Raw genomic sequence first — 21158 nt, 5'->3', positions numbered from 1 at the left:
GACATAAATATAAAAAACCATTTTTTCATATACCTCTGGCCGTGGTTTTTTTGCCAGTCAGTCTTGCCCAAATTATCGATTTTTAAGTTCGCAACATTTGTAAAAAATAATTAAACGGGGGATACCAAATGAAGTTCAATTCGCGAAATGAATCCGCGCGGAAAGCATTGGGGCTAGCGGCTCTTTTGCTCGGCGTATTCACACTTAGCTCGTGTGGCGGTGGTGGCAGCGGTACAGACAATAACGCGGCGGAATTGCCGACGTGCCGCGACCCGCAAGTATTGCTCGATAACGGTGTATGCGGTGACCCGCGCCCGCCCTTTGAATTACCCGCTTGCCCTGAGGGAACTATTCGTTCCGGTGCGGAATGCGTGGTGCCTGACTTCCCGGTTCCTGAAAAATTAGCGGGCCCGAATGAAGCGGTTATTTTCGTTAACGTTGAAGGCACTGCTGACGAGAAAAATGCAGCTTTTGCCAAATATAACTTACACCTATGGCAGTCCTGCGGTAACGGCTGGGCGGATTCAGTCACCGATGGCAGCAACACTACTTATGCAATTCCAACTACCTGGCCAAACGGCCCGGGGATTGCGAGTAAGAATGAAGGCGAAGCGGGCGTTCGCCACGATCCATACTATGGTGCTTATTTTGTAATTCCCGTGAGTGAAGCAGGTACTTGCGGTAATTTCATTGTTAAAACGCCGAATACCCCCAATCAAACTGCTGACTTGTCGCTCAATATTAAGCGTGATGGCGGCGATTACGATCGCATGGCTTGGGTGATTGTTAATACCGACAATATGCGCAATAGCCGCGTCAGTAATGTGCCCATTTGTATCAACGATGTGTGCAGCCTTGAGCGCCCAATGTTGGCAATTAGCGATGTGGAAGCGCATTGGATTAGCCCGCATACCATTATTTGGAGCCGCTCGTTTGCTGCCGGTAAATCAGTTGAGCTATACCGCTCTGCTGCGGGTGGTATGACTGGCGATGATGCCGGTGCTGTTGTTGGCGGAGAGCGTTTTGCCGTGTTAGGTGCAGGGCGTGCGATGACGGATGAGGAAAAAGCATTAGTTCCCCATATGTCCGACTACATTGCCTACGACTTACCTGCGGAGATCAGCCTCGATAGCATCAAGTCAGCGCTAAAAGATGAGCTGCTGGTTGTGGGTCGTTTTGATTCTGTCGAGGAAGGTGAAAACGAACAGACAGTGACCATTGAGCGTGGCCGCGGCACTCGCGTGCAAGTCCCTCATGTACTGGATGCTCTTTATGCCGACAATGCTGCAGATGCCACTTTGGGTGTTAGCTACGCCAATGGTGTAACGGCATCGGTATGGGCGCCAACTGCACAAAACGTTGAGTTGCGTGTGTTCTCTGGTGACCCACTGCGTGTGTCTGCCACTATGCCTATGACCTTCAATGCCGAAACCGGTGTGTGGAGTGTAACTGGCACTGCTACTGAGTTGGATCGCAAATTCTACCGCTATCGTGTTACCGCCTATCACCCCCTGCAGAAGGCTGTGCGTCGCCTTGAGGTGACTGACCCCTATTCTATTTCCCTGTCTACCAATGGTCGTCACTCACAGTTTGTGAACCTGGATGATGCTGATACCAAGCCCGCTGGCTGGGAAGGCCATTCAATTCCAGAAGTGGTGGCGCCGGAAAATATGGCAATTTACGAAGCGCATGTTCGCGACTTCAGTATTGATGATGCCAGCACCTCAGCGAGCTATCGCGGCAAGTATCTGGCATTTACCGAGAACTCCTTGCCCGTACAACACTTGCGTTCACTGGCGGATGCGGGGCTGACCCATGTTCACCTGCTGCCCAGCAATGACAGCTCTAACATGAAAGAGGATTTTGAAGGCCAGGTGAATCTGGACAGCTACATCCTTGAGCTTTGCCAGCGGGTATCAAACCGCGATGCAGTCAGTGTGTGTGACGGCTCAGTGCCTAATAACTCTACTGTGCGCCAAGTGTTGGAAAGCTACGATCCACAAACCTCGGCGGCACGCACCTTAATTGCGGCTATCGCTGATTTGGATGGCTTTAACTGGGGTTATGACCCTCAGCATTTCAACGCACCAGAAGGTACTTACGCAACTGACCCTGAAGGTTTCACGCGTATCAAAGAAATGCGTGCGATGAACATGGCGCTGCACGAAATGGGGCTGCGTGTGGTAATGGATGTGGTCTACCCGCACACAGTGTCTTCCGGTATTGAAGCCGCTAACTCTGTATTCGATAAAGTAGTTCCTGGTTATTACTACCGTGTGAATCCGGCTACTGCGGTTGTGGAAACTGGCACTGGTGCCGGCCCCGACACTGCAACTGAACACCGCATGATGGGCAAGTTTGTTGCTGACTCTGTTGCGCAATGGGCTGAGCATTACAAGGTGGATGGCTTCCGTTTTGACCAATCCGGTTATATGCCCAAGTCAGTACTGGTGGATGCCTATGAAGCTACCAAAGCCGTTGATCCAGATACCTATTTCTACGCCGAAGCCTGGACTCCCGGTGGTGGTACCTCAGGTGACCGCATTGCCGTGCGTGCAACCCAGGAAGCGTTGAACGACACTGAAATGGGTACTTTCAATGACCGTATCCGCAACCCGCTGCAGCAAATGGCCTTGGTGAAGGGCGACAATCTGGATGCTATCCGCGCTGGTTTGGCGGGCAACCTGAAAGATTTCAAACTGAAAACCAAATCCGGCGCAGTAATCACTGCTTCTACCGTGGGTGCCTATGGCACTGACCCACAACAAGCTATCAACTATGTAGAGAAACACGACAACGAAACCCTGTGGGACTGGATGCATCGTCCGGGCGCCGTGCCAACCGATATGACTATTGCCAACCGTACCCGTGTGAGCAGCTTGACTCTGTCGGTACCGGTATTGAGCCAAGGTGTGCCTTTCATCCAAATGGGTACCGAGTTGCTGCGCTCCAAGTCTATGTCGCCCAACAGCTACAACGCTGGCGATTGGTTTAACAAGGTGGACTTCACCAAACAAAGCAACAACTGGGGTGTAGGTCTGCCACCAGAGCTGCGCGATGGTATTACCGACGAGTATGTTGCCGGTCTGTTTGCCAATGCCCAAACCAAACCTGAAGCAAGCCATATTGAGCAGGCTTCCTCGGTGTTCACTGAGTTTATGAGTATTGCCAGCGGCAGCCCGCTGTTCAGCCTGCAAACGGCCGAGCAGGTAATGGATCGTGTTGGTTTCCACGATGGTGGCAAGACTCAGGTGTCTGGTTTGATTGTGATGAGTATTGATGATGGTGCAGGCATTGTTGCCGGTACGGAATCAACACCGCGCGCCGACCTGGATTCAGCGGTAGATGCGATTGTGGTGGTGATCAACGCCACTGGCATGACCCAGTCACCCAGAGTGAAAACGGCGGCGGGCTTTGCCTTGCATCAAACCCAGCAAAATTCAGTAGATGCCACAGTAAAAACTGCGAGCTTTGCGGCTGATGGTGAAGATGGTGTATTCACTGTGCCTGCCTACACCACTGCCGTGTTTGTGAAAGCGCAAGCCGGTGCGCAGGGTATGGGGCTGTCGGCAACAGCAACTCTTGGATCGAGCGTGGCTGTGCCTTACGGCGATACGGCTGTGTATGTGCGTGGTGATATCTCTGCCTCTGGCTGGGCGAATACTACCGCCGCTAACCGCTTCACCTATGAAGGCGAGGGTATCTACTCCTTGTTGTTAACGGTGGTTGCGGGTACCGAAGTTAACTTCAAAGTGGCAGAAGCTGGCTGGAGCTTGCCAAACCTGGGCTCCAATGAAGTGATGGAAATTGGTGACACCATTACCCTCACCCAAGGCAGCAATGACAATATCCGTATCAACATCCCTGCCGCAGGCACTTATCGCTTCGTGCTGGATGCCTCTGCAAGTACCACCGCACCAACCTTGAAGGTGGAGAATCCGGATGTGTATGGCGCTACCGCTATTTATCTGCGCGGCACTGTAACGGCGTCGGGCTGGGAGAATACCAATAGCGGCAATCAACTGGTTCATGAGGGTAACAGCGTTTATGCCCTGAGTGTGCCCATGGTGGCGGGTCAGGATTACATGTTCAAAGTTGCTTCGGCGGACTGGAGCACAGTAAACCTCGGCTCCGCAACACCAGTGATGCTGGGTGAGGGTGTTGTTCTGGCGCAAGGCAGCAACGACAACCTGATGCTGGACATTGCTGAAGCGGGCAACTATCGCTTTGAAGTGGATGCGCGCAACCCCGACGCACCGGTAGTGAAGGTGTACCGTGAAGATCTGTTTGCTGCAACACCGATTTACCTGCGCGGCACTGTCTCGGCGGCGGGTTGGGGTGACGCCAACAGCATCAACCAGATGATCTATGCCAGTAAGGGGCTGTACACCAAAACCCTCACCCTGGCCGTGGGTTCCTACGAGTTTAAAGTGGCCGAGGCAAACTGGAGCAACCCCAACCTTGGTGGTTCCGCTGTTGTCCTGGGTGAGCCGAGCGAGGTAACTCAGGGTTCCAATGACAACATAGGCCTGTCCATTACCACCGCCGGGGATTATCGCTTCACGCTCGATACCACCAATCCAAACGCACTGACTATTCGCGTGGATGCCGTCAACTAAATCGAGCCAGCTATCGCTCCCCCCTTGGTGGGGGGAGTGTTAAGCGATAGTAAAAACAGATAACGAGCTGAGATAAAGCACATGAAAACATTTACTTTAAAGCCGCTGGCTGCTGTTGTTTCTGCATTGGCAATGGCGTCCCTGTCTCCCGCGTTGCTGGCTCAGGAAACTGACGCCGATGCCGGGCCACAAAACCCCTCGCTGGTTGAAGAAGTGATGGTGACGGGTTATGCCCGCTCCATTCAGAACAGTATTGAAACCAAACGTAACGCCGACACCGTGGTGCAGGCGATTTCTGCCGCCGACCTCGGTGGTCTGCCCGATGTGTCCATCGCCGATGCCCTTGGTCGTGTACCCGGTATTACCGTGACTCGTTCGGGCGGTCAGGCCGGTACCATTCAGGTGCGCGGTATGGGTGAAGGTTTTGTCTTCTCCACCCTGAATGGCCGCGAGCAGGTATCGCCCAACGGTACCCGCGCCATGGAATTCAGCCAGTTCCCCTCAGAGCTGATCCAATCGGTAGAAGTCTATATGTCGCCCAAGGCATCACTGATTGAGGGTGGTGTCGCCGGTTCGGTCGAATTGAAAACCGCCAATCCCCTGGAAATGACGGAAGATCAAAAAGTTGTTGTGGGTGTGCGCGGCAGCTACAACGATCAGGCTGACGATATTTACGGCGCAGAGCCTTACGGCCAGCGTCTGTCGCTCTCGTTCCAGAAAAAACTGTTTGATGACAAACTCGGTGTGGCACTGGGCTACGCCCGTTTGGTGCAGCCGCGTTCCGCAACCCGTTTTGAACAGTACAACTACGAAGCCAACCCCTATTCTTTAGTTGATGAAAAGGGATTGGATACCACGATTGTGGATGAAAATTTCAATGCAGTACCCACCGCCAATCGTCCATCAGAAGTGTTTATGGCTGAAGGTTTTGAATTATTCCAAACCGGTGGTGAAGAGACTCGCGATGGTTACGTGGCGGCAATCCAGTTTGAACCTACCGACAACTTGTCGATCCAGTCGGATGTGTTCTATTCCAAATTTGAGTCCGACAGTTACTCGCGGGGCTTCCGTATCCAGCCGCTGCGCAACGCACTGACAAACAGCCTGGTGCTGTGGGAAAACCAGGCGGTGATTGGTGGTGAATTCGCGGTGGACGACGCTGCGCCAGACTCTTTGAATTTGCAGGTCAATAGCAACGACGTTACCCAAACGAACGAATTGCTCTCCGGCGGTTTGAACCTTGAATGGCAACAGGATGCGTTGACTGTTGCGCTTGACCTGTCGCACTCGGATGCCTCTGGCGTTCAAGCGGACGGGGTAGTGCGTGCGCACCTCTATCGCCCCATTGAAAACCCGGTTCCCGGCGGCGCGACTTTTGAGCGCGACCCGGATCAGTCCATGACCTACTTGCTCGATGGCATCAATGTACCCAGCGTTAGCTTGAGCCGTGATTATGCGTCTTACGGTGCTGATGGCGTCAGTACTCTGCGCATGACCAACTACGAGCGCTACCCGCGCATCAATGATGACAAAATCAGTGCGGTTCGCCTGGATGTTAAATACGAAGTGGAGCTGCCGTTAATCAAGTCGGTAGAAGCTGGTGTGCGCCGTTCAGAACGCAATCATACCGACCGTCGCCAAGTGTTTGTTTATGGTGATCTCGCGCAATACGACCGCGATTTCCCCTTGGAAATCAACACCGGCAATTCGGATGTAGTGAATTGGAAAGGTGACTTCTCCCATTTCCCATCATTCCTCGCAATCGATGGCGACAAGATTATCCAGGAAGCGGTGAGCCAAGGGCTGGTTTTGGACGATGGTGTAGAAGTGCTCGGCCAAAATGGCAAGGTCTATTCCCCGCGTTCTATCGACCCCAAAGCGCGTTGGACAGAAGGTCGTGATTGGTCGATGAAACAACGCTCGGACATCGATGAAAATGTGGATGCAATTTATCTGCAGACCAATTTGGAAACGACGCTGTTTGATCGCGACTTGGTGGGTAACATAGGTTTGCGCCATGTACGCACGGAACAGACCAGCGTTGCCCTGGTGAACGTAAACGGTAATGTTGATGCTGGTGCAGTGGAGATTTTTGACGAGATAGGCACCTCGGAAACGGACTACGCCTACCAAACACTCGGCACCGAATACAGCCACAACCTGCCATCGCTCAACCTGAATTACAGCGTGGCTGAAGATAACCAGCTGCGTCTGGCATTGGCGCGTGTACTTTCCCGTCCACCGATCAATCGCTTGGCTGCCCCGGATTCCGAAGGTTCGGTTACGGTAGAAAACGAGACTACTCCGGTGTTCAACTACGGTAGTAATACGTCGCCATTCCTGACACCTTTCATCGCCGATCAGGTTGACTTGTCCTACGAGTACTACATGCCGGATACCAACGGTGCCTTTGTGGTGGCCGTGTATCACCGTGAAATCAAATCATTCATTCAGGATATTACTTACGAAAACTTTGATTTCCGTGCAGCAGGATTCGATGTGCCGGATACCTGGGTAGTGAATATTGGCGGTTTGGATACTGAAGTTGAAGTGGAAAACGGTGACTACTCCACCTCTATCAACAACCTGGACGGCGGCTTCATTCGCGGTCTGGAAGTGTCTTATACCCAAACCTTCAACTTCCTGCCTGACCTCTGGCAAGGGCTGGGGGTGAGTGCAAGTTACTCGCTGACCGACTCGGAGATCTCCGTGGCCAACCCGGTAGAGGGTGTAAATACCGGCGCTACTTTGCCATTCCCTGGCTTGGTAGAGAAATCCGCCAACTTCACCCTGTTCTACAGCTACGGCGGCTTTGAAACCCGTTTATCCACCACCTTCCAGGATTCGTTTGTGGGCGAGACACGCAACATTAACCTGCAACCGATTATCTATGCACCGGAAACGCTGCTGGATTATCAAGCGGCTTATAAGTTTGATAATGGTTTGGATCTGGTGTTCTCCATCAGCAACCTCACCAACGAACCTAACCGCAGCTACATGTTTGACGAAGAGTTGACGCGTACCCTGCAATGGTTTGGTCGCACCTTCTACATGGGGGCTAACTACACCTTCTAACATCTGACGGTGAAAACGCATCGGCCGCACATGAAAATGTGCGGTTTTTTTTGCATAAAAAATGACTACATACGTATGTAGCCTGCAGTGGCGCATGAATACGTATGTAGTCCATTGAGCGCTGCGGCGATAACCCCTAGGATGACTCCATTGCAATGATTTACCAGAGTATTGCTGTTGGTGACTTTGGGTTCTGGCAATGACATTGATCTCCATCTTTTTTGTTGTATATCGTCGCTGTTGATGATTCGGCGCAGTCGCAAGACTGCGCCATTTTTTTATTCCCGCTATCCGTTATTCCTCTCATTTTTTACCACTCACTGCCCGGTGTTAGTATGTGTGTCCCTTTCACATCTGCAGGCAAACCCTATGGCAATTGAAATTGAACGCAAGTTTTTAGTAGTGGGTGATGCATGGCGTGAGGCACCCGCCGTGTTTTACAGCCAGGGATATCTCTCTAGTGATAAAGCGCGCACGGTGCGGGTGCGTATCGCTGGCGAGCAGGCATTTCTCACGATTAAAGGTGTAACACAAGGTATGAGCCGGGCGGAGTTTGAATATGAGATTCCGCTGGCAGATGCACGCGAGTTGCTGCTCATGTGCGAGCAACCCTTGATTGAAAAATATCGTCGCAAAATTACCTATGCGGGTTTTGTGTGGGAGGTCGATGAATTCCTCGGCGAGAATCAGGGCTTGGTGGTGGCAGAGATAGAGTTGCCCTCAGAGAACACATCGTTTACTAATCCTGAGTGGGTAGGTGAAGAGGTAACTGCAGACCTACGCTACTTCAATTCGAATTTGGTGCGGTTACCGTTTAAGCAATGGTAAACCTCGGTGCACTCTTTAAATAGTCAGTTGCTATCGGTTAGTTAAAATCAATTTTCTTTGTTAATGGTTATGATTTGCCTAGTATAGCTTCATGGGCGATTGAGACAGGCGCCCGCCTACTAGCTTACGAGGAATCTACCATGGCCAAGACAGCAACATTCGCTGCCGTTCACTTTACCGTCGCTTTTTCTGTTGGCTACGCCCTCACCGGCAGTGTATTGATTGGCGGCACTATGGCGCTGGTGGAGCCGGCGATCAACACCGTGGCCTTCTACTTTCATGAATTGGGGTGGAAAAAGTTTGCCGAGCACAAAGCTGTTATTGCCGAAGCCATGGCCCAACGGGTGATGTAAATGGTTGATGCGTTACAGCTGTAAGTGACTCAGGGGCGCGCGTTTGGCCTTTGCGTGCCCTGATTGGAGATGGGGTTTAGTCTGGCGGATTGTCCGCTGCTTCACGTGCCTGACTGCGTTTCTTGATTTGGCGGCCAAAGAATAATCCCGCCTCAAATAGCATCCACATAGGGATGGCCAGCATGGCCTGGGAGAAAACATCCGGTGGGGTGAGCAACATTCCCACGACAAAACAGCCGACAATGATATAGCGTCGCTTCTCGGCAAGGCCTTCTGGCGTCACGACTCCGGCATGAATAAGCAACACAGTCGCGACGGGTATCTCAAAGGCGAAACCAAACGCAAAAAACATATGCAGCACCAAATCCAGATATTTGGTGATGTCAGTCATGGCGCTCACGCCTTCCAGCTGTATACCCATGGTGAAGTTGAACAGCATGGGCAAGACCAGAAAGTACGCAAACGCCATACCGGTAAAAAATAACAGCACGCTGGAGACCAACAGCGGTGCAGCCAATTGTTTCTCGTGCTGGTACAGCCCCGGTGCAATAAACGCCCACACTTGATACAGAATAAAGGGCACCGCCAATAGCAGTGCCAAATAAAAGGTGAGTTTCAGCGGTGTTAAAAAGGGCGAGATAACATCGGTCGCGATCATATTGCTGCCTTCGGGCAAAACAGCAATCAAAGGGGCAGAGACAATCCCGTAGATATCTGTCGCGAAGGGAAACAGGCACACAAACACGGCCAGTAAAAAATAAACCACATGCAGCAAGCGGGTGCGCAGTTCAATCAGGTGCTGCACCAGCGGCTGTTCTTTGTCGTTCAAGGATGGATTCATACGGATTTAGGATCTGTGCCCGCAGCACTGGCAGGCTTGGTGGCTATGTCGGTTGCGGGCGTAGTTTTGGCTTCCACTACTGCCGATGGCGTATTAGTTACCGCTTCAGCCGTGTGGGCGTGATCCGGTAGCTCATCGGGTGGGCCGTACTGGCCGCTGCGTTCACGGCGCGCTTGCTCGTCAACCTTATCCGCCTCATTCAAGCTGGATTGGATGGCGTTGGCCGATTCGTCGATAGAGTTTTGAAACTGCCGGCGCGTGGCTTCAATGTTTTGCAGAATCTCTTCATTGTGCAACTGGCGGCGAATGTCATCCGCGCCGATTTGCCGCTCAATTTCGCTGCGGGTTTCGCGTAGGCTGCGTTTGAGTCGGCCAATCCACAGGCCAACAGTGCGCACAGTGCCGGGCAGTTGCTCTGGCCCTATTACCACCAGTGCAACCACCAAACATACAACAAGCTCGGTAAAACCTATATCAAACACAATTAAACCTTGGTGTTGTTTTGTTCGGTTTTTTCCGCACTGGTGCTATTCGCTACGGTTTTTTGCTCCAGATTTTTCTGGGCTTCCTCTTCGTCTTTTTTGGCGGCCTCTTCACTGCTCATAGAGCTTTTGAAGCCTTTGATCATGCTGCCCAGGTCGCTGCCCAAACTGCGCAAACGTTTGGTACCAAACAACATAACCACAATTGCCAGAACAATAAGCAGTTGCCAAATACTGATTCCACTAATACCCATGATGATTCCCCAGTTAAATGAAGGTGTGATTAGGTGTTGGCGCGCGCGGCCTTTTCGTCGTGACCGGACATATTAAAGCGGCGCGCCAGTTCGTTTAAAACAGAATCTGCGTTCTCGCCCAGATGGGAGAGCATAACCAGACTGTGAAACCAGAGGTCAGCGGTTTCATAGATGAGGTCGCTATTGTCGCCACTGGTCTGTGCGTCTTTCGCGGCTAGAATCGTTTCGGTGCATTCCTCGCCGACCTTTTCCAGAATTTTGTTCAGGCCTTTTTGATGCAGGCTGGCAACGTAGGATGACTCTGCGTCGGCGTTATTTTTGCGCGCTTCCAGAATGTCCGTCAGTTGCTTGAGAATATCGTTGTTCATAACTTTCTCTATCGGGTTTGCCGGGTGCGGTTAGTAAATCTCTGCCGGATCTTTGATAACCGGGTCAACAGTCTGCCAAGTGCCATCTTTCAGAATCCGGTAAAAGCACGATTCCCGTCCGGTATGGCAAGCAATGCCGCCCAGTTGTTCCACTTGCAGCACTATTACATCTTCATCGCAATCCAGGCGGATTTCATGCAGCTTTTGGATATGACCAGAGGTTTCGCCTTTGTGCCAGAGTTTGCCGCGTGAGCGCGACCAATAAACCGCTTCGCCCCGCTCAGCCGATAGCTGTAGCGATTCGCGGTTCATCCAGGCCATCATCAAAATCCGGCCGGTTTGTGCATCCTGGGCAATCGCGGGAACCAGTCCATCGCTATTCCAGTTCACAGCGTCTAACCAATTACTCATAGTTTACTCGTTTGTGCTTACTGCTGAATCTTGCGCGCGTATCGCTTTGAACAAATTATCGCGCAAGTGGCGTTCATTAAGGGTGCCAATAATCGCACTGGTGACACCTTGCGCTGCATAGGTAAAATCCAGTGCTTGCTGAATTGGGTCTATTTCAGCCTTAACCTTGTGTACAACTGTACCCGGTGCGGGCGCATCATGGCAGATATGGCCGCTGGCGAGAACCTTTTTCAGGAGCACGGCCGCACCATGTTGCGCAGATTTTGCGATGACCGGCGCCTCGTCCTGTTGGCTGGCGTTGTAAGTCACCATCACCGCATCGCAGATTTCGGCGGCGAGCAACCCGCCTTCCAGGGTTTTGCTGGAAATGCCAAAGGCGCGAATCCAGCCCTCCTGCTTGAGTTGCTGCAGAGTGGGGAGTACCTCGGTTTGTTGCAGGATGTTAAGGTCATTGCCATCCGAGTGGATCAGTACCAGATCCAGATAATCCGTGCGCAAGCGGCGCAGTGAGCGCTCTACACTCATACGGGTGTGTGTGGCGCTGAAGTCAAAGCGCGAGTGCCCCTGATCGGAAAACTTGTCGGGAGTGAACTCTTCGCCCACTTTGGTGGAGATCACCCAGTCCTTGCGCGATTTACGCAGTGCATCGCCAATACGCTCTTCGCTATAACCATAGGCGGGGGCAGTATCGATCAGGTTTACGCCCATGGAGTGGGCGCAGTCGATCAGGCGCCGGACTTGTTCATCGCTGGGCAAATCAAAGGGTGTCGGGTACTTGAGGCTCTGGTTGCGGCCGAATTTAACGGTGCCCAAGCCCATGGTGCTGACCTCTATGTCCGTTCGGCCGAGGCGCTTGCGCGGCATCATACGGGTAAATCCTCTTGCAATTGGGAGCTTGTCCAAGTTGGTTGGTAACTATTCATCGTCCGGCTCGCGAAAGCGCAGGGCGAGTGAATCCTCCGCGCTGAGCGCCGGGGGAAATGCATGCTCCCAGGGTGTTTTGGCCAGTGGTGCCAAGGGTAACCAATCCCGCACTGACACTTGTGGATGGGTGGGGGTGATGCGGTTGCCAGTGAGCAGTGCCAACACTTGGTTCGCTAGGTTGGGGGCCAAGGTCAGTTTGGTCGGCCAGCCCACCAGCAGGTTGTCAGCGCCAGTAGCCGGTGCCACAAAGGCGTTGTCGGGGCGGGCAAAGTCAGGTTGTCGCGGTTCTGCCCGGTCGATGGGCAGGCAAGCCCACTCGGCGCCTTCCATGTTTACCCAGGGGATCAATTCCTGTAATTCCTGTTGGGCCAGTTCTACCAGTGCCTCCGGCGTCATGCTTGCGCCTTTTTCCGCGAGACTGCCGCCCAGGTACCACACAGAGGCACCATCGGGCAGGCGATGGCTGGAAATAGTCAGGCGCGGAGTGGCCTCGCGCCCTAAGCAGTGGCCGTAAAAGTCGAACGGGTGTTGGTGTTTTACCATCACCTGTTGCAGCGGGCGCAGCTGCATGGCGGGCTGTTCCAGCCCCAGTTCGGCCAGTAATTGCGCATTGCCTTTGCCTGCGGTGAAGATAAAACGCTGTGCATAAATGCATAGCTCGCCAGCAGTAGCGGCGATTTTCAAATGGATCTTGCCGCTGCTGTCTCGCTGCAGTTGTGCCTGTTGCCAATCGATCTGGTAACAGCAGCCGTCTATGTTATTTGCCAGATTCGCGACCAGACTGGGGGTATCAATCACCAGGTCTTCCAGACGATAGAGGCTACCGGCAAAATCCTTGTGGCGTAGCAGGGGCGGGCGACGATCCGGGTGGACAGCATCGACCCGGCCGCGGGTAATCTTGCTGGCAAAAAAACTGGTGATTTTGCTGCCCAAATCATCACCCGACCACATAAAAAAGTGATCGCTAAGAATGCGGGTATGACGCAAATCGACATCGCCTTCGCCGCACAAGCAGGCGCGCCAGTGCTTGGGCATATCGGCAATGGCTTCTGACGCTCCGGTTAGGGTGCCCGCCAAGGTGTATTTCATACCGCCATGGATCATGCCCTGCGAGGCGAGGGTTTGGTCGCTGCCCAGCGCGTTGGATTCAAACAGGGCGACACTAAACCCCGCGCTTTTGGTGCGATTGGCCAGCCATAGGCCTGCGACACCGCCGCCGATAATGGCGATGTCCAGATGAATCTCGTGCGGGGGTGTGCTCATCGGCAGTGAATTTCCGGTAGCTGAACGGTCAGGCGGCGCAGTATAAGTGTTTCAAGCGCGAATTACCCTTGCCGCGCCCGGCGCTTGTGCTGCTAATATGCGTAAAAATTTTACGGGTATGTGGATCACCATGTCATTCACCTTGTTGTTAACGGATGTAAATTCCCCCTTGGGTAAGGCGTTAGAGCACGAGCTTGAGCGCGAGCCTTTCAAGTTGCTGATGCCCGCGGGCAATGCATTGGACTGGTCAGATGAAGCGGCAGTAGCGGCTTATTTTGCGCGCGAGCAGCCGGACTTGGTGATTAATTGTCGCGGCTGGGAAGAGGCCTATTATCCCGGTGGCCAGATGCCCCTGATAGAAACCGCGCGGCAGTTGGCGCGTGCGTGTAAACAGGGGAATATCCCCCTGATTCACTTCTCCAGTTACAGCGTGTTTGGTGCGGACCCGAAGGGGACTCACAGTGAAAAAGATGCACCGGCGCCCAAAAATGAAACGGGCGCGGCGTTTGTCGAAGCGGAACAAGCAATTGCGGCGGAGTTGCAGCGTTTTGTTGTGTTGCGGTTAAGCTGGGTGATAGGTGCCTATGGCGACAATCATTTAACGCGTTTGCTCAGCGCATTTTTAGCGGGGGCGTCAGTCAGTGTTAACCGTCGCCTGCGCGGCGCACCCACGGCGCTTTCGGATGCCGCTCGCGTTGCCGTTGCCATGGCAAAACAAATTAGCTGCGGTGCAGAGAACTGGGGCGTAATGCATTATTGCAGCGGTGATGCCTGTACCGAAGATGAGTTTGCCGACCAAGTTCTGCAGCTGTTAATCCAGCAGCAATTACTCACCGCTGAGCCCAGCCTGACGCTGGTAGATGCTGAACCAGAAACGGAACCACTCAGTGCGATATTGGGTTGCCGCCACGCGCGCGACAACTTTGGTATTCAGGCCCGCTCCTGGCGCCCAAGTTTGCTGCCCTTGGTCAAACAGTGGTTGCACAACCGCGAGCAGATCAAGCTCGCCCCATAACCTGCGCCCATTCGATTCAGCCAGCTACAGCAACTCCATTGCCGGTTTTGGTGGCCTGCGCAAGCGTTCACCCAGTCGAATACCTCCCATTTCTATGGTGCGATAGGAGATTTGCGCCACCAAAAAACAGCTGCAGATAGCGAGCACGCAATAGACCACAACGGCCATGCTTGTAGTGCCCATGAACCCGATTACCAGATTGAGTAGTACCACTAACAAAATCGAATGGGTGAGATAAAGGCTGTAGGACACATCCCCCAAATAGCGGAACAGCCGCGCCTGTAAAAATGCAAAGCGCTCGGGCGCATAGTAGATAACCCCAATGACCGGTGCGATGCACAGCGTCTCCCAATAGACAATCCATAAATCTCCGTAACCAGCGCTGGTCAGTGGCCTTGCCAGATAAAACCCTGCCACCAATATCGTCAGCAGCACCCAAAATAAGGGCGCTGCAAATGACATGAATAGATCCTTTAACCATCTTCCCCAGAGCAAAACACTCAAGCCGGCGTAGAAGCTAAAAATGTAAAAATTCCAATGGTGTTTGAAATTAAGAGGAATTAGCGAGATCAAAATACACGCGGTAAGTGCCAGGGCAATATGGCTCGCCTTGTTGCCAAATAGCAGCATTAAGGGGATCAGCAGCGAGGCGATTATCTCCACATAAATCGACCAAATGGGTGGATTGGCCTTGAGTGAATAGCCCACATAGCCAGCGACAAACTTGAGCAGCGAGAACTCACCAAACTCTTTGGGGTTAAGCGAATAGCGCAAATAGGGGTCGATAAATAACAAATACAAACCGCCCACAGTAACCGTGCAAAACATCAGCGGCATAATGCGAAAAAAGCGCCGGTGAAAATACAGCGATACCGAGGCTTGGCTCAGGCCGTTTTTGGCGAGCGATGCCCCCACCACTAAGCCGCTCAGGACAAAAAAGAAGGTGACGGCCGCGCTGCCGTTAAACAGTGGCATGAATTGCACCGCAGGAAAGGCTTCGGCAGCTCGTCCATACAGGTGGCCGAGCAATACTATTACCGCCGCCACACCGCGCAGCGCATGAAGCGGGACGGAAAAGCCTTGTTGTCGGGCGGCTTGGATAAAATAATTCATAGCGGCAATCCCTATGCAGTTTGTTGACTGTTTGCGCACGCAGTGATGCGGGAAACCAGCGGGCGAGAAGGAGGCAGGGCAGGGTTATGCCAACTGGGCTGCTTAAATAACGCAAGTGGCATGCCATGCAGATTTAAGCGATAAAGCGCGAGGTTTGGCGCCAGTAAATTTTCGGGTGTGGCTTGTGGCGCCAGGGACTGGTATCCAACTAGGCGTTTTGATGGGGATGATGCTGTAATGCAGTGCAATAAAAACGCGAGGGGCTTTGTCAGCCGCTCGCGTTTTTTATTGCATTGTGGGTGGTCGCTGAACTGTTAAGTGCGCTGCCCCTTTAGATTCTTTGAAAAACCAGGGTCGCGTTAGTACCACCAAAACCAAAGCTATTGGACATAACCCGATCCAGTTTTACGCCGTCCTGACGCTTGAGCACTATGGGCATGCCCACAGCTTCGGGGTCGAGGGTGGTGATATTGGCTGAAGCGCAGATGAAATCATTTTCCATCATCAGCAAGCTATAAATCGCTTCCTGAACGCCGGTAGCGCCCAGGCTGTGGCCAGTCAGGGATTTGGTGGAGCTGATTGCCGGGATTTTGTCGCCAAAAGTTTCTTTGATGGCTTTCAGTTCGGCCAAATCACCCACTGGTGTAGAGGTGCCGTGAGAATTGATGTAGTCGATGCTGCCATTCACAGTGGCGAGAGCCTGTTTCATGCAGCGCACAGCGCCTTCACCAGACGGAGCCACCATATCGTAGCCATCAGACGTGGCGCCGTAGCCGACTACTTCGGCGTAGATTTTGGCGCCGCGTGCTTTGGCGTGTTCGTATTCTTCCAGCACTAAACAGCCACCACCACCGGCGATCACAAAGCCATCGCGCTCAGCATCGTAGGCGCGTGAGGCTTGCTCCGGGGTTTCATTGTATTTGGTGGACAGGGCGCCCATGGCATCAAACAGTGCGGTCAGCGTCCAATGCTCTTCTTCGCCACCACCGGCAAATACCACATCTTGTTTGCCGAGCTGAATCAATTCAACCGCATTACCCACGCAGTGTGCACTGGTGGCACAAGCGGAGGAGATCGAGTAGTTAACGCCTTTGATTTTAAAAGGAGTGGCCAAACATGCCGAGGTGGTGCTGCCCATGGTTTGGGTAACACGGTAAGGGCCAACACGTTTCAGGCCTTTTTCGCGCAGGATGTCAGCCGCTTCAACCAGATTTTTGGAGGACGCACCGCCAGAACCCATGATAATGCCGGTGCGCTCATTGGAAACCTGGTCTTCGCTCAGGCCAGAATCGGCAATGGCTTGTTCCATGGAGAGGAATGCATAGGCGGCGGCATCACCCATAAAGCGCAGTACTTTACGGTCGATTAATTCGGCAAGGTTGATGTCGATAGAGCCTGCAACATGGCTGCGGAAGCCTTTCTCTTTATATGCTTCCTGGAATTTGATACCGGAACGGCCAGCGCGTAATGCATCCAACACGGCATTTTTATCATTGCCCAGGCAGGACACAATTCCCATACCGGTAACAACAACGCGTTTCATAGGCTACCTCTTTTGTATTTAGCTACAGCGCCTGAACAGCAGGTTTTCACAGAGTCTGGCGGGTTAAGCGGAGTGTCAGTATGCCACAGGGGGCTCGCTGCTCACTCCTTGTTTTATGGCTTGTTTTTGTTGTGCGGTTTGTAACAGTCACGCAGATGAGTCGGCTGATTAGAAGCTGTCGGTGTTCTGGAACAGGCCAACACGCAAATCGTTTGCAAAATAGATGTCTTTGCCATCGCAGGATACGCGGCCATCAGCGATCCCCATAATCAGCTTGCGCTCGATCACACGCTTCAAGTTGATATGGTAGGTCACTTTCTTGGCGGTGGGCAGGATTTGGCCGGTGAATTTCAGTTCGCCGCAACCCAGTGCGCGACCGCGACCCTGGTTGCCTTTCCAGCCGAGGAAGAATCCCACCAATTGCCACATAGCATCCAGCCCCAAACAGCCGGGCATTACCGGGTCGCCGGGGAAGTGGCAGTCAAAGAACCACAAGTCGGGGGAGATATCCAATTCGGCCACAATTTCGCCTTTGCCAAATTCACCGCCGGTGTGGCTGATATGAACAATGCGATCCAGCATCAGCATATTAGGTTTGGGCAATTGAGCGTTGCCTGGGCCAAACAGCAGGCCGTCGCCGCATTTCAACAGTTCTTCACGGCTGTAGGAGCTTTGTGGTTCAAAGGTGGTCATTGAAATTACTCAGGTTGTTAATGATGGCGAGGGCGGAGCCGTCGCGCAAAAGTGCGCCATTCTAACCGCTGTGGCTCAGTTGTCCAGTTAGACGGGCAGCCGTTGCTCGTGCACCGCGCACTGCCCATGAATTTGTTTCTTTGGGTAGCGCTCGCCGTGAATGGGCTTAAAAACTGCGTGCCAGAGAGAACTCAGCCAGTTCCTTCATCGCCTGGGTATAGATGTTGTTCGGCAGGTGTTGCAGTTGTGCGATGGCGGCCTGAACTTGCGCTTTGGCAGCATCCAGTGTGTAAGTCATGCCACCGGTTGCCTGTACGATTTCCAAAATGGCTGGCAGTTGGCTGGCATCGCCGTTGCGAATCGCGGTGGCGATCAATTCGGCTTGCGCCGCGGTACCGGTGCGCATGGCGTAAATCAGGGGCAGGGTGGGTTTGCCTTCGGCCAGGTCATCACCCACATTTTTACCCAGAGTGGCGGCATCACCGGTGTAGTCCAGTGCGTCATCTACCAATTGGAAGGCAACACCTACATGACGGCCATAAAGGCGTACGGCTTCGCGTTGTGCCGCGCTACCACCGCAATGGGCGGCGGCCACTTCGCAGGCGGCAGCAAACAAAATGGCAGTTTTTTTGTCGATCACGCGGAAGTAGTTTTCCTCGTTCACATTGGGGTCTTTGGCGTTAACCAACTGCTGCACTTCACCTTCGGCGATGATGTTAGTGGTATCGCTGAGGATCGCCATCACATCCATATTGCCAATCGCCACCATCATCTGAAAAGCGCGCGAATATAGGAAATCACCCACCAATACGCTGGGTGCATTGCCCCATTCGGCATTGGCGGTGGGGCGCCCGCGGCGCAGGTTGGACATATCCACCACATCGTCGTGCAGCAAGGTAGCGGTGTGGATAAATTCGATAATTGCCGCAAGCGACAAATGATCCTTACCCTTATAACCCAGCGCATTAGCGGTGAGCAGCACCAGCAGGGGGCGCAGGCGCTTGCCGCCCGCTTCAACCAGGTAATGGCCAATATTCTCGACCAGGCCAACATCGGAGTGGAGTTTATCGATGATCAGTTGGTTAACTGCGCTGAAGTCGTCTTTGACGGCCTGATGAAATGGCAACATGGGCTTTTCTTATTTATCAGAGAGGGAAAATAGTGGCGGCAATGCTAGCAGCGGGCGATGCAGAGTCAAGGAAAAGCTGGCGCCAGTACATCAAACCAAAGGCATGGCGCGACCTGTGGCGCAGCATAGGCGAGCGCAACAAGCTCGCCTTCGGCTAATTGCCACTGCTCAAATTGCCAGGTGCTATGGGAAAGCTGCGGGTCAATGCGGGCATCAATAGCGGGCTGGTCGGCAGTGCTGTGCAGTGCAAATTGAATCTTTTCCAGCCCGGCTGAAATGCCGGTGCCCAGCGCTTTGAAAAACGCTTCTTTCAGTGTCCAGAGGCGATAAAAATAATCTGCCTGTCGCTCTGCCGGTAGTGCCCTGAGTTGCGCATATTCCAATGGATGATAGTAGCGCTCGGCGATATTCAGGATCGAACGCTGGCGTTGGCCAGCCTCCAAGTCGATACCTACTTGCATGCCCCGGGCGATAGCAAGCACTGCCCAATGGCCGCTGTGGCTAAGGCTGAATTGAATATCGCTGTGCGGGATAAAGGGCTTGCCCTTGTCGGTGCGTGCAAAAGTTATATCACCTGCGGGCATGCCGGTGTAACGCGCAAGGCAGCTGCGCAGCAGCCAGCGACTGGCGAGATAATTATCTTTGCCGCGCTTAAATGTCTGCGCCAGCGTGTGCTCTGCTGTGCTCATAATGCTGTGGGCGAGAGCGAGGTGATGTTCGTCTATTCGACGCAAATCCAGCAGCCACAGGTGTACCTGTTCTTCACCCAAGGATATGGGGGTGGAAAACACTGGGGATGGCAACGGGGAATTCGGTTTACGCATGGTTCGCTGTCGGGCTTGGGTAGTGGTGAGATGATACGCGACTTGCACTGCGCCTGCTAAATTGTGCCTGCGCCCGCTTTTGTGCTCTAATTCGCGCCCTCAAAACCCCTCGACCCATTTCCGCTATTTACAGCCAATCTTTTGGAGTTGTTATGCAAATCAGTGCCGACAAAGTTGTCAGCTTTCACTATCGCCTGAGCGAAACGGGCGGTGAACTGCTCGAAACTTCTTACGAGTCAGATCCAACTCTTTATTTACACGGACACAGTGGCTTGCTGGCGGCATTAGAAGCCGCATTGGAAGGCAAACAAGCAGGCGATAAAGTCACCGTAAATCTGACTCCCGAACAGGGGTATGGTGTGCGTCAGGAAAACGCGACCCAACGCATTCCCATCAAACATTTGCTGGGCTACGAAAAAATCAAAAACAAAATCAAACCCGGCATGAAAGTCGCGGTAAATACCCAGCACGGTCCCTGGGATGCCGTGGTATTAAAAGTGGGTAAATTCAATGTCGATATCGACAGCAATCACCCACTTGCCGGCAAAAATCTCGACTTCGAATTGGAAGTGGTTGAGGTGCGCGATGCAACCGCGGAAGAGCTGGCGCATGGCCATGCGCATGGCGTTGGTGGTCATCACCACGACTAATTTTTTCGCGCGTTGCGCATAAAAAAAGCCCGCACTGGTTGCGGGCTTTTTTATGCAGATTTGTTGGTGGTGCCGCCGTAAATGTTAGGCGGCCTGGGTGCAGGGCCAGGTGGGTTTGGCGCTGTACCAATATTCCGGTTTCAAGCCAATCAAACGATAAATGCCCTGCGGCAAATCCTGTTTTACATTATCAATATTGCGTGTCACTTGCGCGTGGCTAATTGCGCCTTGCACATACTGCTGCATCAGGCGCGCAATTTGTTCTATGTCCTGCTCCGGCGATTCCAGTAAATAATTGCCATTTTTTAAGCTGCGCACCAGCGCTTGATTGTATTTCGCACCGCGTTCGGTCATGAGTTGCAAGGTGTCGGTAATGCGCGTGTCGCCACAACCAGTCTGCATACCTGCGCTAAACAGCGCACAACCGGGAACGTTGTCTTTATCTTCGCCTACCTTGTTGATGTAAATAAATTGCAGCCAGTTCTCCAGCTGTTCCAGCGGCGAATTAATGGGCGAGAGAATACAGTCCAAATCCTGGCGGATTTGATCCCAATGGTGGGAAGTTGCCTCACAAAATAGCTCCGCCTTGGATTCAAAGTGGTGATAGAAGCTACCCTTGGTCACGCCCGCTTGTTTGCAAATTTCATTCACGCCCACAGAGTTGTAGTTGCTGTTCCAGATCAGGTTCAGCGCGGTTTCCAGTAGCAAAGTGCGGGTATCTGTAGTGCTCATAAGCTGGATTCTCGTACAAACGTTATGGTTATTATGATACC

General features: G+C 52.9%; 19 protein-coding genes. 6 read left to right on the top strand and 13 right to left on the bottom strand.

The genetic code is table 11. The annotated features are described in order from the left end of the window. Window positions 1–128 precede the first annotated feature (128 nt). From D0B88_RS00720 to D0B88_RS00705, 4 genes are all read left to right on the top strand, one after another. On the top strand, window positions 129–4619 hold the full coding sequence (locus D0B88_RS00720; RefSeq protein ID WP_191966479.1) for an alpha-1,6-glucosidase domain-containing protein: 4491 nt from the start codon (window positions 129–131) through the stop codon (window positions 4617–4619). 81 nt (window positions 4620–4700) lie between these two features. Further along, window positions 4701–7694, top strand: a complete 2994-nt coding sequence (locus D0B88_RS00715; RefSeq protein ID WP_007644535.1) for a TonB-dependent receptor — start codon at window positions 4701–4703, stop codon at window positions 7692–7694. A gap of 369 nt (window positions 7695–8063) precedes the next feature. Beyond that, on the top strand, window positions 8064–8522 hold the full coding sequence (locus tag D0B88_RS00710; protein WP_151054348.1) for a CYTH domain-containing protein: 459 nt from the start codon (window positions 8064–8066) through the stop codon (window positions 8520–8522). 140 nt (window positions 8523–8662) lie between these two features. After that, window positions 8663–8875: a DUF2061 domain-containing protein gene (locus D0B88_RS00705; RefSeq protein WP_007644537.1), complete on the top strand. Its 213-nt coding sequence runs from the start codon at window positions 8663–8665 to the stop codon at window positions 8873–8875. 76 nt (window positions 8876–8951) lie between these two features. On the opposite strand, the gene tatC is transcribed toward D0B88_RS00705, so the two are convergent. Genes tatC through D0B88_RS00670 form a run of 7 tightly spaced genes read right to left on the bottom strand, consistent with a single transcriptional unit; the run spans window position 8952 to window position 13418 of the window. Continuing rightward, a complete protein-coding gene (gene tatC, locus D0B88_RS00700) occupies window positions 8952–9716 on the bottom strand; it encodes a twin-arginine translocase subunit TatC (RefSeq protein WP_007644538.1) in 765 nt (254 codons plus the stop codon). Then, on the bottom strand, window positions 9713–10198 hold the full coding sequence (gene tatB, locus D0B88_RS00695; RefSeq protein ID WP_007644539.1) for a Sec-independent protein translocase protein TatB: 486 nt from the start codon (window positions 10196–10198) through the stop codon (window positions 9713–9715). The genes tatC and tatB overlap by 4 nt, the downstream gene beginning before the upstream one ends. Window positions 10199–10200: 2 nt before the next feature. Beyond that, a complete protein-coding gene (gene tatA, locus D0B88_RS00690) occupies window positions 10201–10452 on the bottom strand; it encodes a twin-arginine translocase TatA/TatE family subunit (protein ID WP_007644540.1) in 252 nt (83 codons plus the stop codon). A gap of 29 nt (window positions 10453–10481) precedes the next feature. Then, window positions 10482–10820, bottom strand: a complete 339-nt coding sequence (locus D0B88_RS00685) for a phosphoribosyl-ATP diphosphatase (protein ID WP_007644541.1) — start codon at window positions 10818–10820, stop codon at window positions 10482–10484. 30 nt (window positions 10821–10850) lie between these two features. Then, window positions 10851–11231: a phosphoribosyl-AMP cyclohydrolase gene (gene hisI, locus D0B88_RS00680; protein WP_040393196.1), complete on the bottom strand. Its 381-nt coding sequence runs from the start codon at window positions 11229–11231 to the stop codon at window positions 10851–10853. Between the two features lie 3 nt (window positions 11232–11234). Beyond that, the gene (locus tag D0B88_RS00675) at window positions 11235–12098 is read right to left on the bottom strand and encodes an aldo/keto reductase (RefSeq protein ID WP_151054346.1); all 864 of its coding nucleotides are present in this window, start codon (window positions 12096–12098) and stop codon (window positions 11235–11237) included. A 48-nt stretch (window positions 12099–12146) separates the two neighbouring features. Then, window positions 12147–13418 (bottom strand): FAD-dependent oxidoreductase, encoded by a 1272-nt coding sequence (locus D0B88_RS00670; RefSeq protein WP_151054344.1) that lies wholly within the window; start codon window positions 13416–13418, stop codon window positions 12147–12149. Window positions 13419–13515: 97 nt separating this feature from the next. Between D0B88_RS00670 and D0B88_RS00665 the strand changes: the two genes are divergently transcribed. Further along, entirely contained in the window at window positions 13516–14433 is a 918-nt protein-coding gene (locus tag D0B88_RS00665) for a sugar nucleotide-binding protein (RefSeq protein WP_225318472.1), read from the top strand. A 24-nt stretch (window positions 14434–14457) separates the two neighbouring features. On the opposite strand, the gene D0B88_RS00660 is transcribed toward D0B88_RS00665, so the two are convergent. The 5 genes from D0B88_RS00660 to D0B88_RS00640 all read right to left on the bottom strand — a co-directional run bounded on the left by D0B88_RS00660 (window position 14458) and on the right by D0B88_RS00640 (window position 19735). Continuing rightward, a complete protein-coding gene (locus D0B88_RS00660) occupies window positions 14458–15546 on the bottom strand; it encodes an acyltransferase (protein WP_151054340.1) in 1089 nt (362 codons plus the stop codon). Window positions 15547–15877: 331 nt separating this feature from the next. Further along, window positions 15878–17089 carry a beta-ketoacyl-ACP synthase I gene (fabB, locus tag D0B88_RS00655; RefSeq protein WP_007644551.1) on the bottom strand — a complete coding sequence of 404 codons (1212 nt, stop codon included), beginning with the start codon at window positions 17087–17089 and terminating at the stop codon, window positions 15878–15880. 168 nt (window positions 17090–17257) lie between these two features. Then, window positions 17258–17782, bottom strand: coding sequence for a 3-hydroxyacyl-[acyl-carrier-protein] dehydratase FabA (gene fabA, locus D0B88_RS00650; protein ID WP_007644553.1), 525 nt, complete (start codon window positions 17780–17782; stop codon window positions 17258–17260). A gap of 166 nt (window positions 17783–17948) precedes the next feature. Then, a complete protein-coding gene (locus D0B88_RS00645; protein ID WP_007644555.1) occupies window positions 17949–18911 on the bottom strand; it encodes a polyprenyl synthetase family protein in 963 nt (320 codons plus the stop codon). 65 nt (window positions 18912–18976) lie between these two features. Beyond that, window positions 18977–19735, bottom strand: coding sequence for a 4'-phosphopantetheinyl transferase superfamily protein (locus D0B88_RS00640; RefSeq protein ID WP_151054338.1), 759 nt, complete (start codon window positions 19733–19735; stop codon window positions 18977–18979). 152 nt (window positions 19736–19887) lie between these two features. Between D0B88_RS00640 and D0B88_RS00635 the strand changes: the two genes are divergently transcribed. Next, complete coding sequence (locus D0B88_RS00635) at window positions 19888–20385, top strand: peptidylprolyl isomerase (RefSeq protein ID WP_151054336.1); 498 nt, start codon at window positions 19888–19890, stop codon at window positions 20383–20385. A gap of 84 nt (window positions 20386–20469) precedes the next feature. Here the strand turns inward: D0B88_RS00635 and D0B88_RS00630 are convergent, their stop codons facing one another. Then, window positions 20470–21117, bottom strand: a complete 648-nt coding sequence (locus D0B88_RS00630; protein WP_007644559.1) for a TetR/AcrR family transcriptional regulator — start codon at window positions 21115–21117, stop codon at window positions 20470–20472. Window positions 21118–21158 lie beyond the last annotated feature (41 nt).

The sequence above is a fragment of the Cellvibrio sp. KY-YJ-3 genome (assembly GCF_008806955.1).
In the GTDB taxonomy this organism is placed as follows: domain Bacteria; phylum Pseudomonadota; class Gammaproteobacteria; order Pseudomonadales; family Cellvibrionaceae; genus Cellvibrio.
The sequence above is the reverse complement of the archived record's forward strand: the minus strand, read 5'-3'. Positions and strand labels throughout refer to the sequence as shown.

Excerpts from the sequence above, each read along its gene's own strand:
- D0B88_RS00670 (WP_151054344.1), bottom strand. The coding sequence starts at position 13,418 with ATGAGCACACCCCCGCACGAGATTCATCTGGACATCGCCATTATCGGC.
- D0B88_RS00660 (WP_151054340.1), bottom strand. The coding sequence starts at position 15,546 with ATGAATTATTTTATCCAAGCCGCCCGACAACAAGGCTTTTCCGTCCCG.
- D0B88_RS00635 (WP_151054336.1), top strand. The coding sequence starts at position 19,888 with ATGCAAATCAGTGCCGACAAAGTTGTCAGCTTTCACTATCGCCTGAGC.
- D0B88_RS00710 (WP_151054348.1), top strand. The coding sequence starts at position 8,064 with ATGGCAATTGAAATTGAACGCAAGTTTTTAGTAGTGGGTGATGCATGG.
- D0B88_RS00630 (WP_007644559.1), bottom strand. The coding sequence starts at position 21,117 with ATGAGCACTACAGATACCCGCACTTTGCTACTGGAAACCGCGCTGAAC.
- D0B88_RS00640 (WP_151054338.1), bottom strand. The coding sequence starts at position 19,735 with ATGCGTAAACCGAATTCCCCGTTGCCATCCCCAGTGTTTTCCACCCCC.
- D0B88_RS00665 (WP_225318472.1), top strand. The coding sequence starts at position 13,516 with ATGCGTAAAAATTTTACGGGTATGTGGATCACCATGTCATTCACCTTG.
- tatC (WP_007644538.1), bottom strand. The coding sequence starts at position 9,716 with ATGAATCCATCCTTGAACGACAAAGAACAGCCGCTGGTGCAGCACCTG.
- D0B88_RS00685 (WP_007644541.1), bottom strand. The coding sequence starts at position 10,820 with ATGAACAACGATATTCTCAAGCAACTGACGGACATTCTGGAAGCGCGC.
- D0B88_RS00675 (WP_151054346.1), bottom strand. The coding sequence starts at position 12,098 with ATGATGCCGCGCAAGCGCCTCGGCCGAACGGACATAGAGGTCAGCACC.
- D0B88_RS00720 (WP_191966479.1), top strand. The coding sequence starts at position 129 with ATGAAGTTCAATTCGCGAAATGAATCCGCGCGGAAAGCATTGGGGCTA.
- fabA (WP_007644553.1), bottom strand. The coding sequence starts at position 17,782 with ATGACCACCTTTGAACCACAAAGCTCCTACAGCCGTGAAGAACTGTTG.
- hisI (WP_040393196.1), bottom strand. The coding sequence starts at position 11,231 with ATGAGTAATTGGTTAGACGCTGTGAACTGGAATAGCGATGGACTGGTT.
- D0B88_RS00645 (WP_007644555.1), bottom strand. The coding sequence starts at position 18,911 with ATGTTGCCATTTCATCAGGCCGTCAAAGACGACTTCAGCGCAGTTAAC.
- fabB (WP_007644551.1), bottom strand. The coding sequence starts at position 17,089 with ATGAAACGCGTTGTTGTTACCGGTATGGGAATTGTGTCCTGCCTGGGC.
- D0B88_RS00715 (WP_007644535.1), top strand. The coding sequence starts at position 4,701 with ATGAAAACATTTACTTTAAAGCCGCTGGCTGCTGTTGTTTCTGCATTG.
- D0B88_RS00705 (WP_007644537.1), top strand. The coding sequence starts at position 8,663 with ATGGCCAAGACAGCAACATTCGCTGCCGTTCACTTTACCGTCGCTTTT.
- tatA (WP_007644540.1), bottom strand. The coding sequence starts at position 10,452 with ATGGGTATTAGTGGAATCAGTATTTGGCAACTGCTTATTGTTCTGGCA.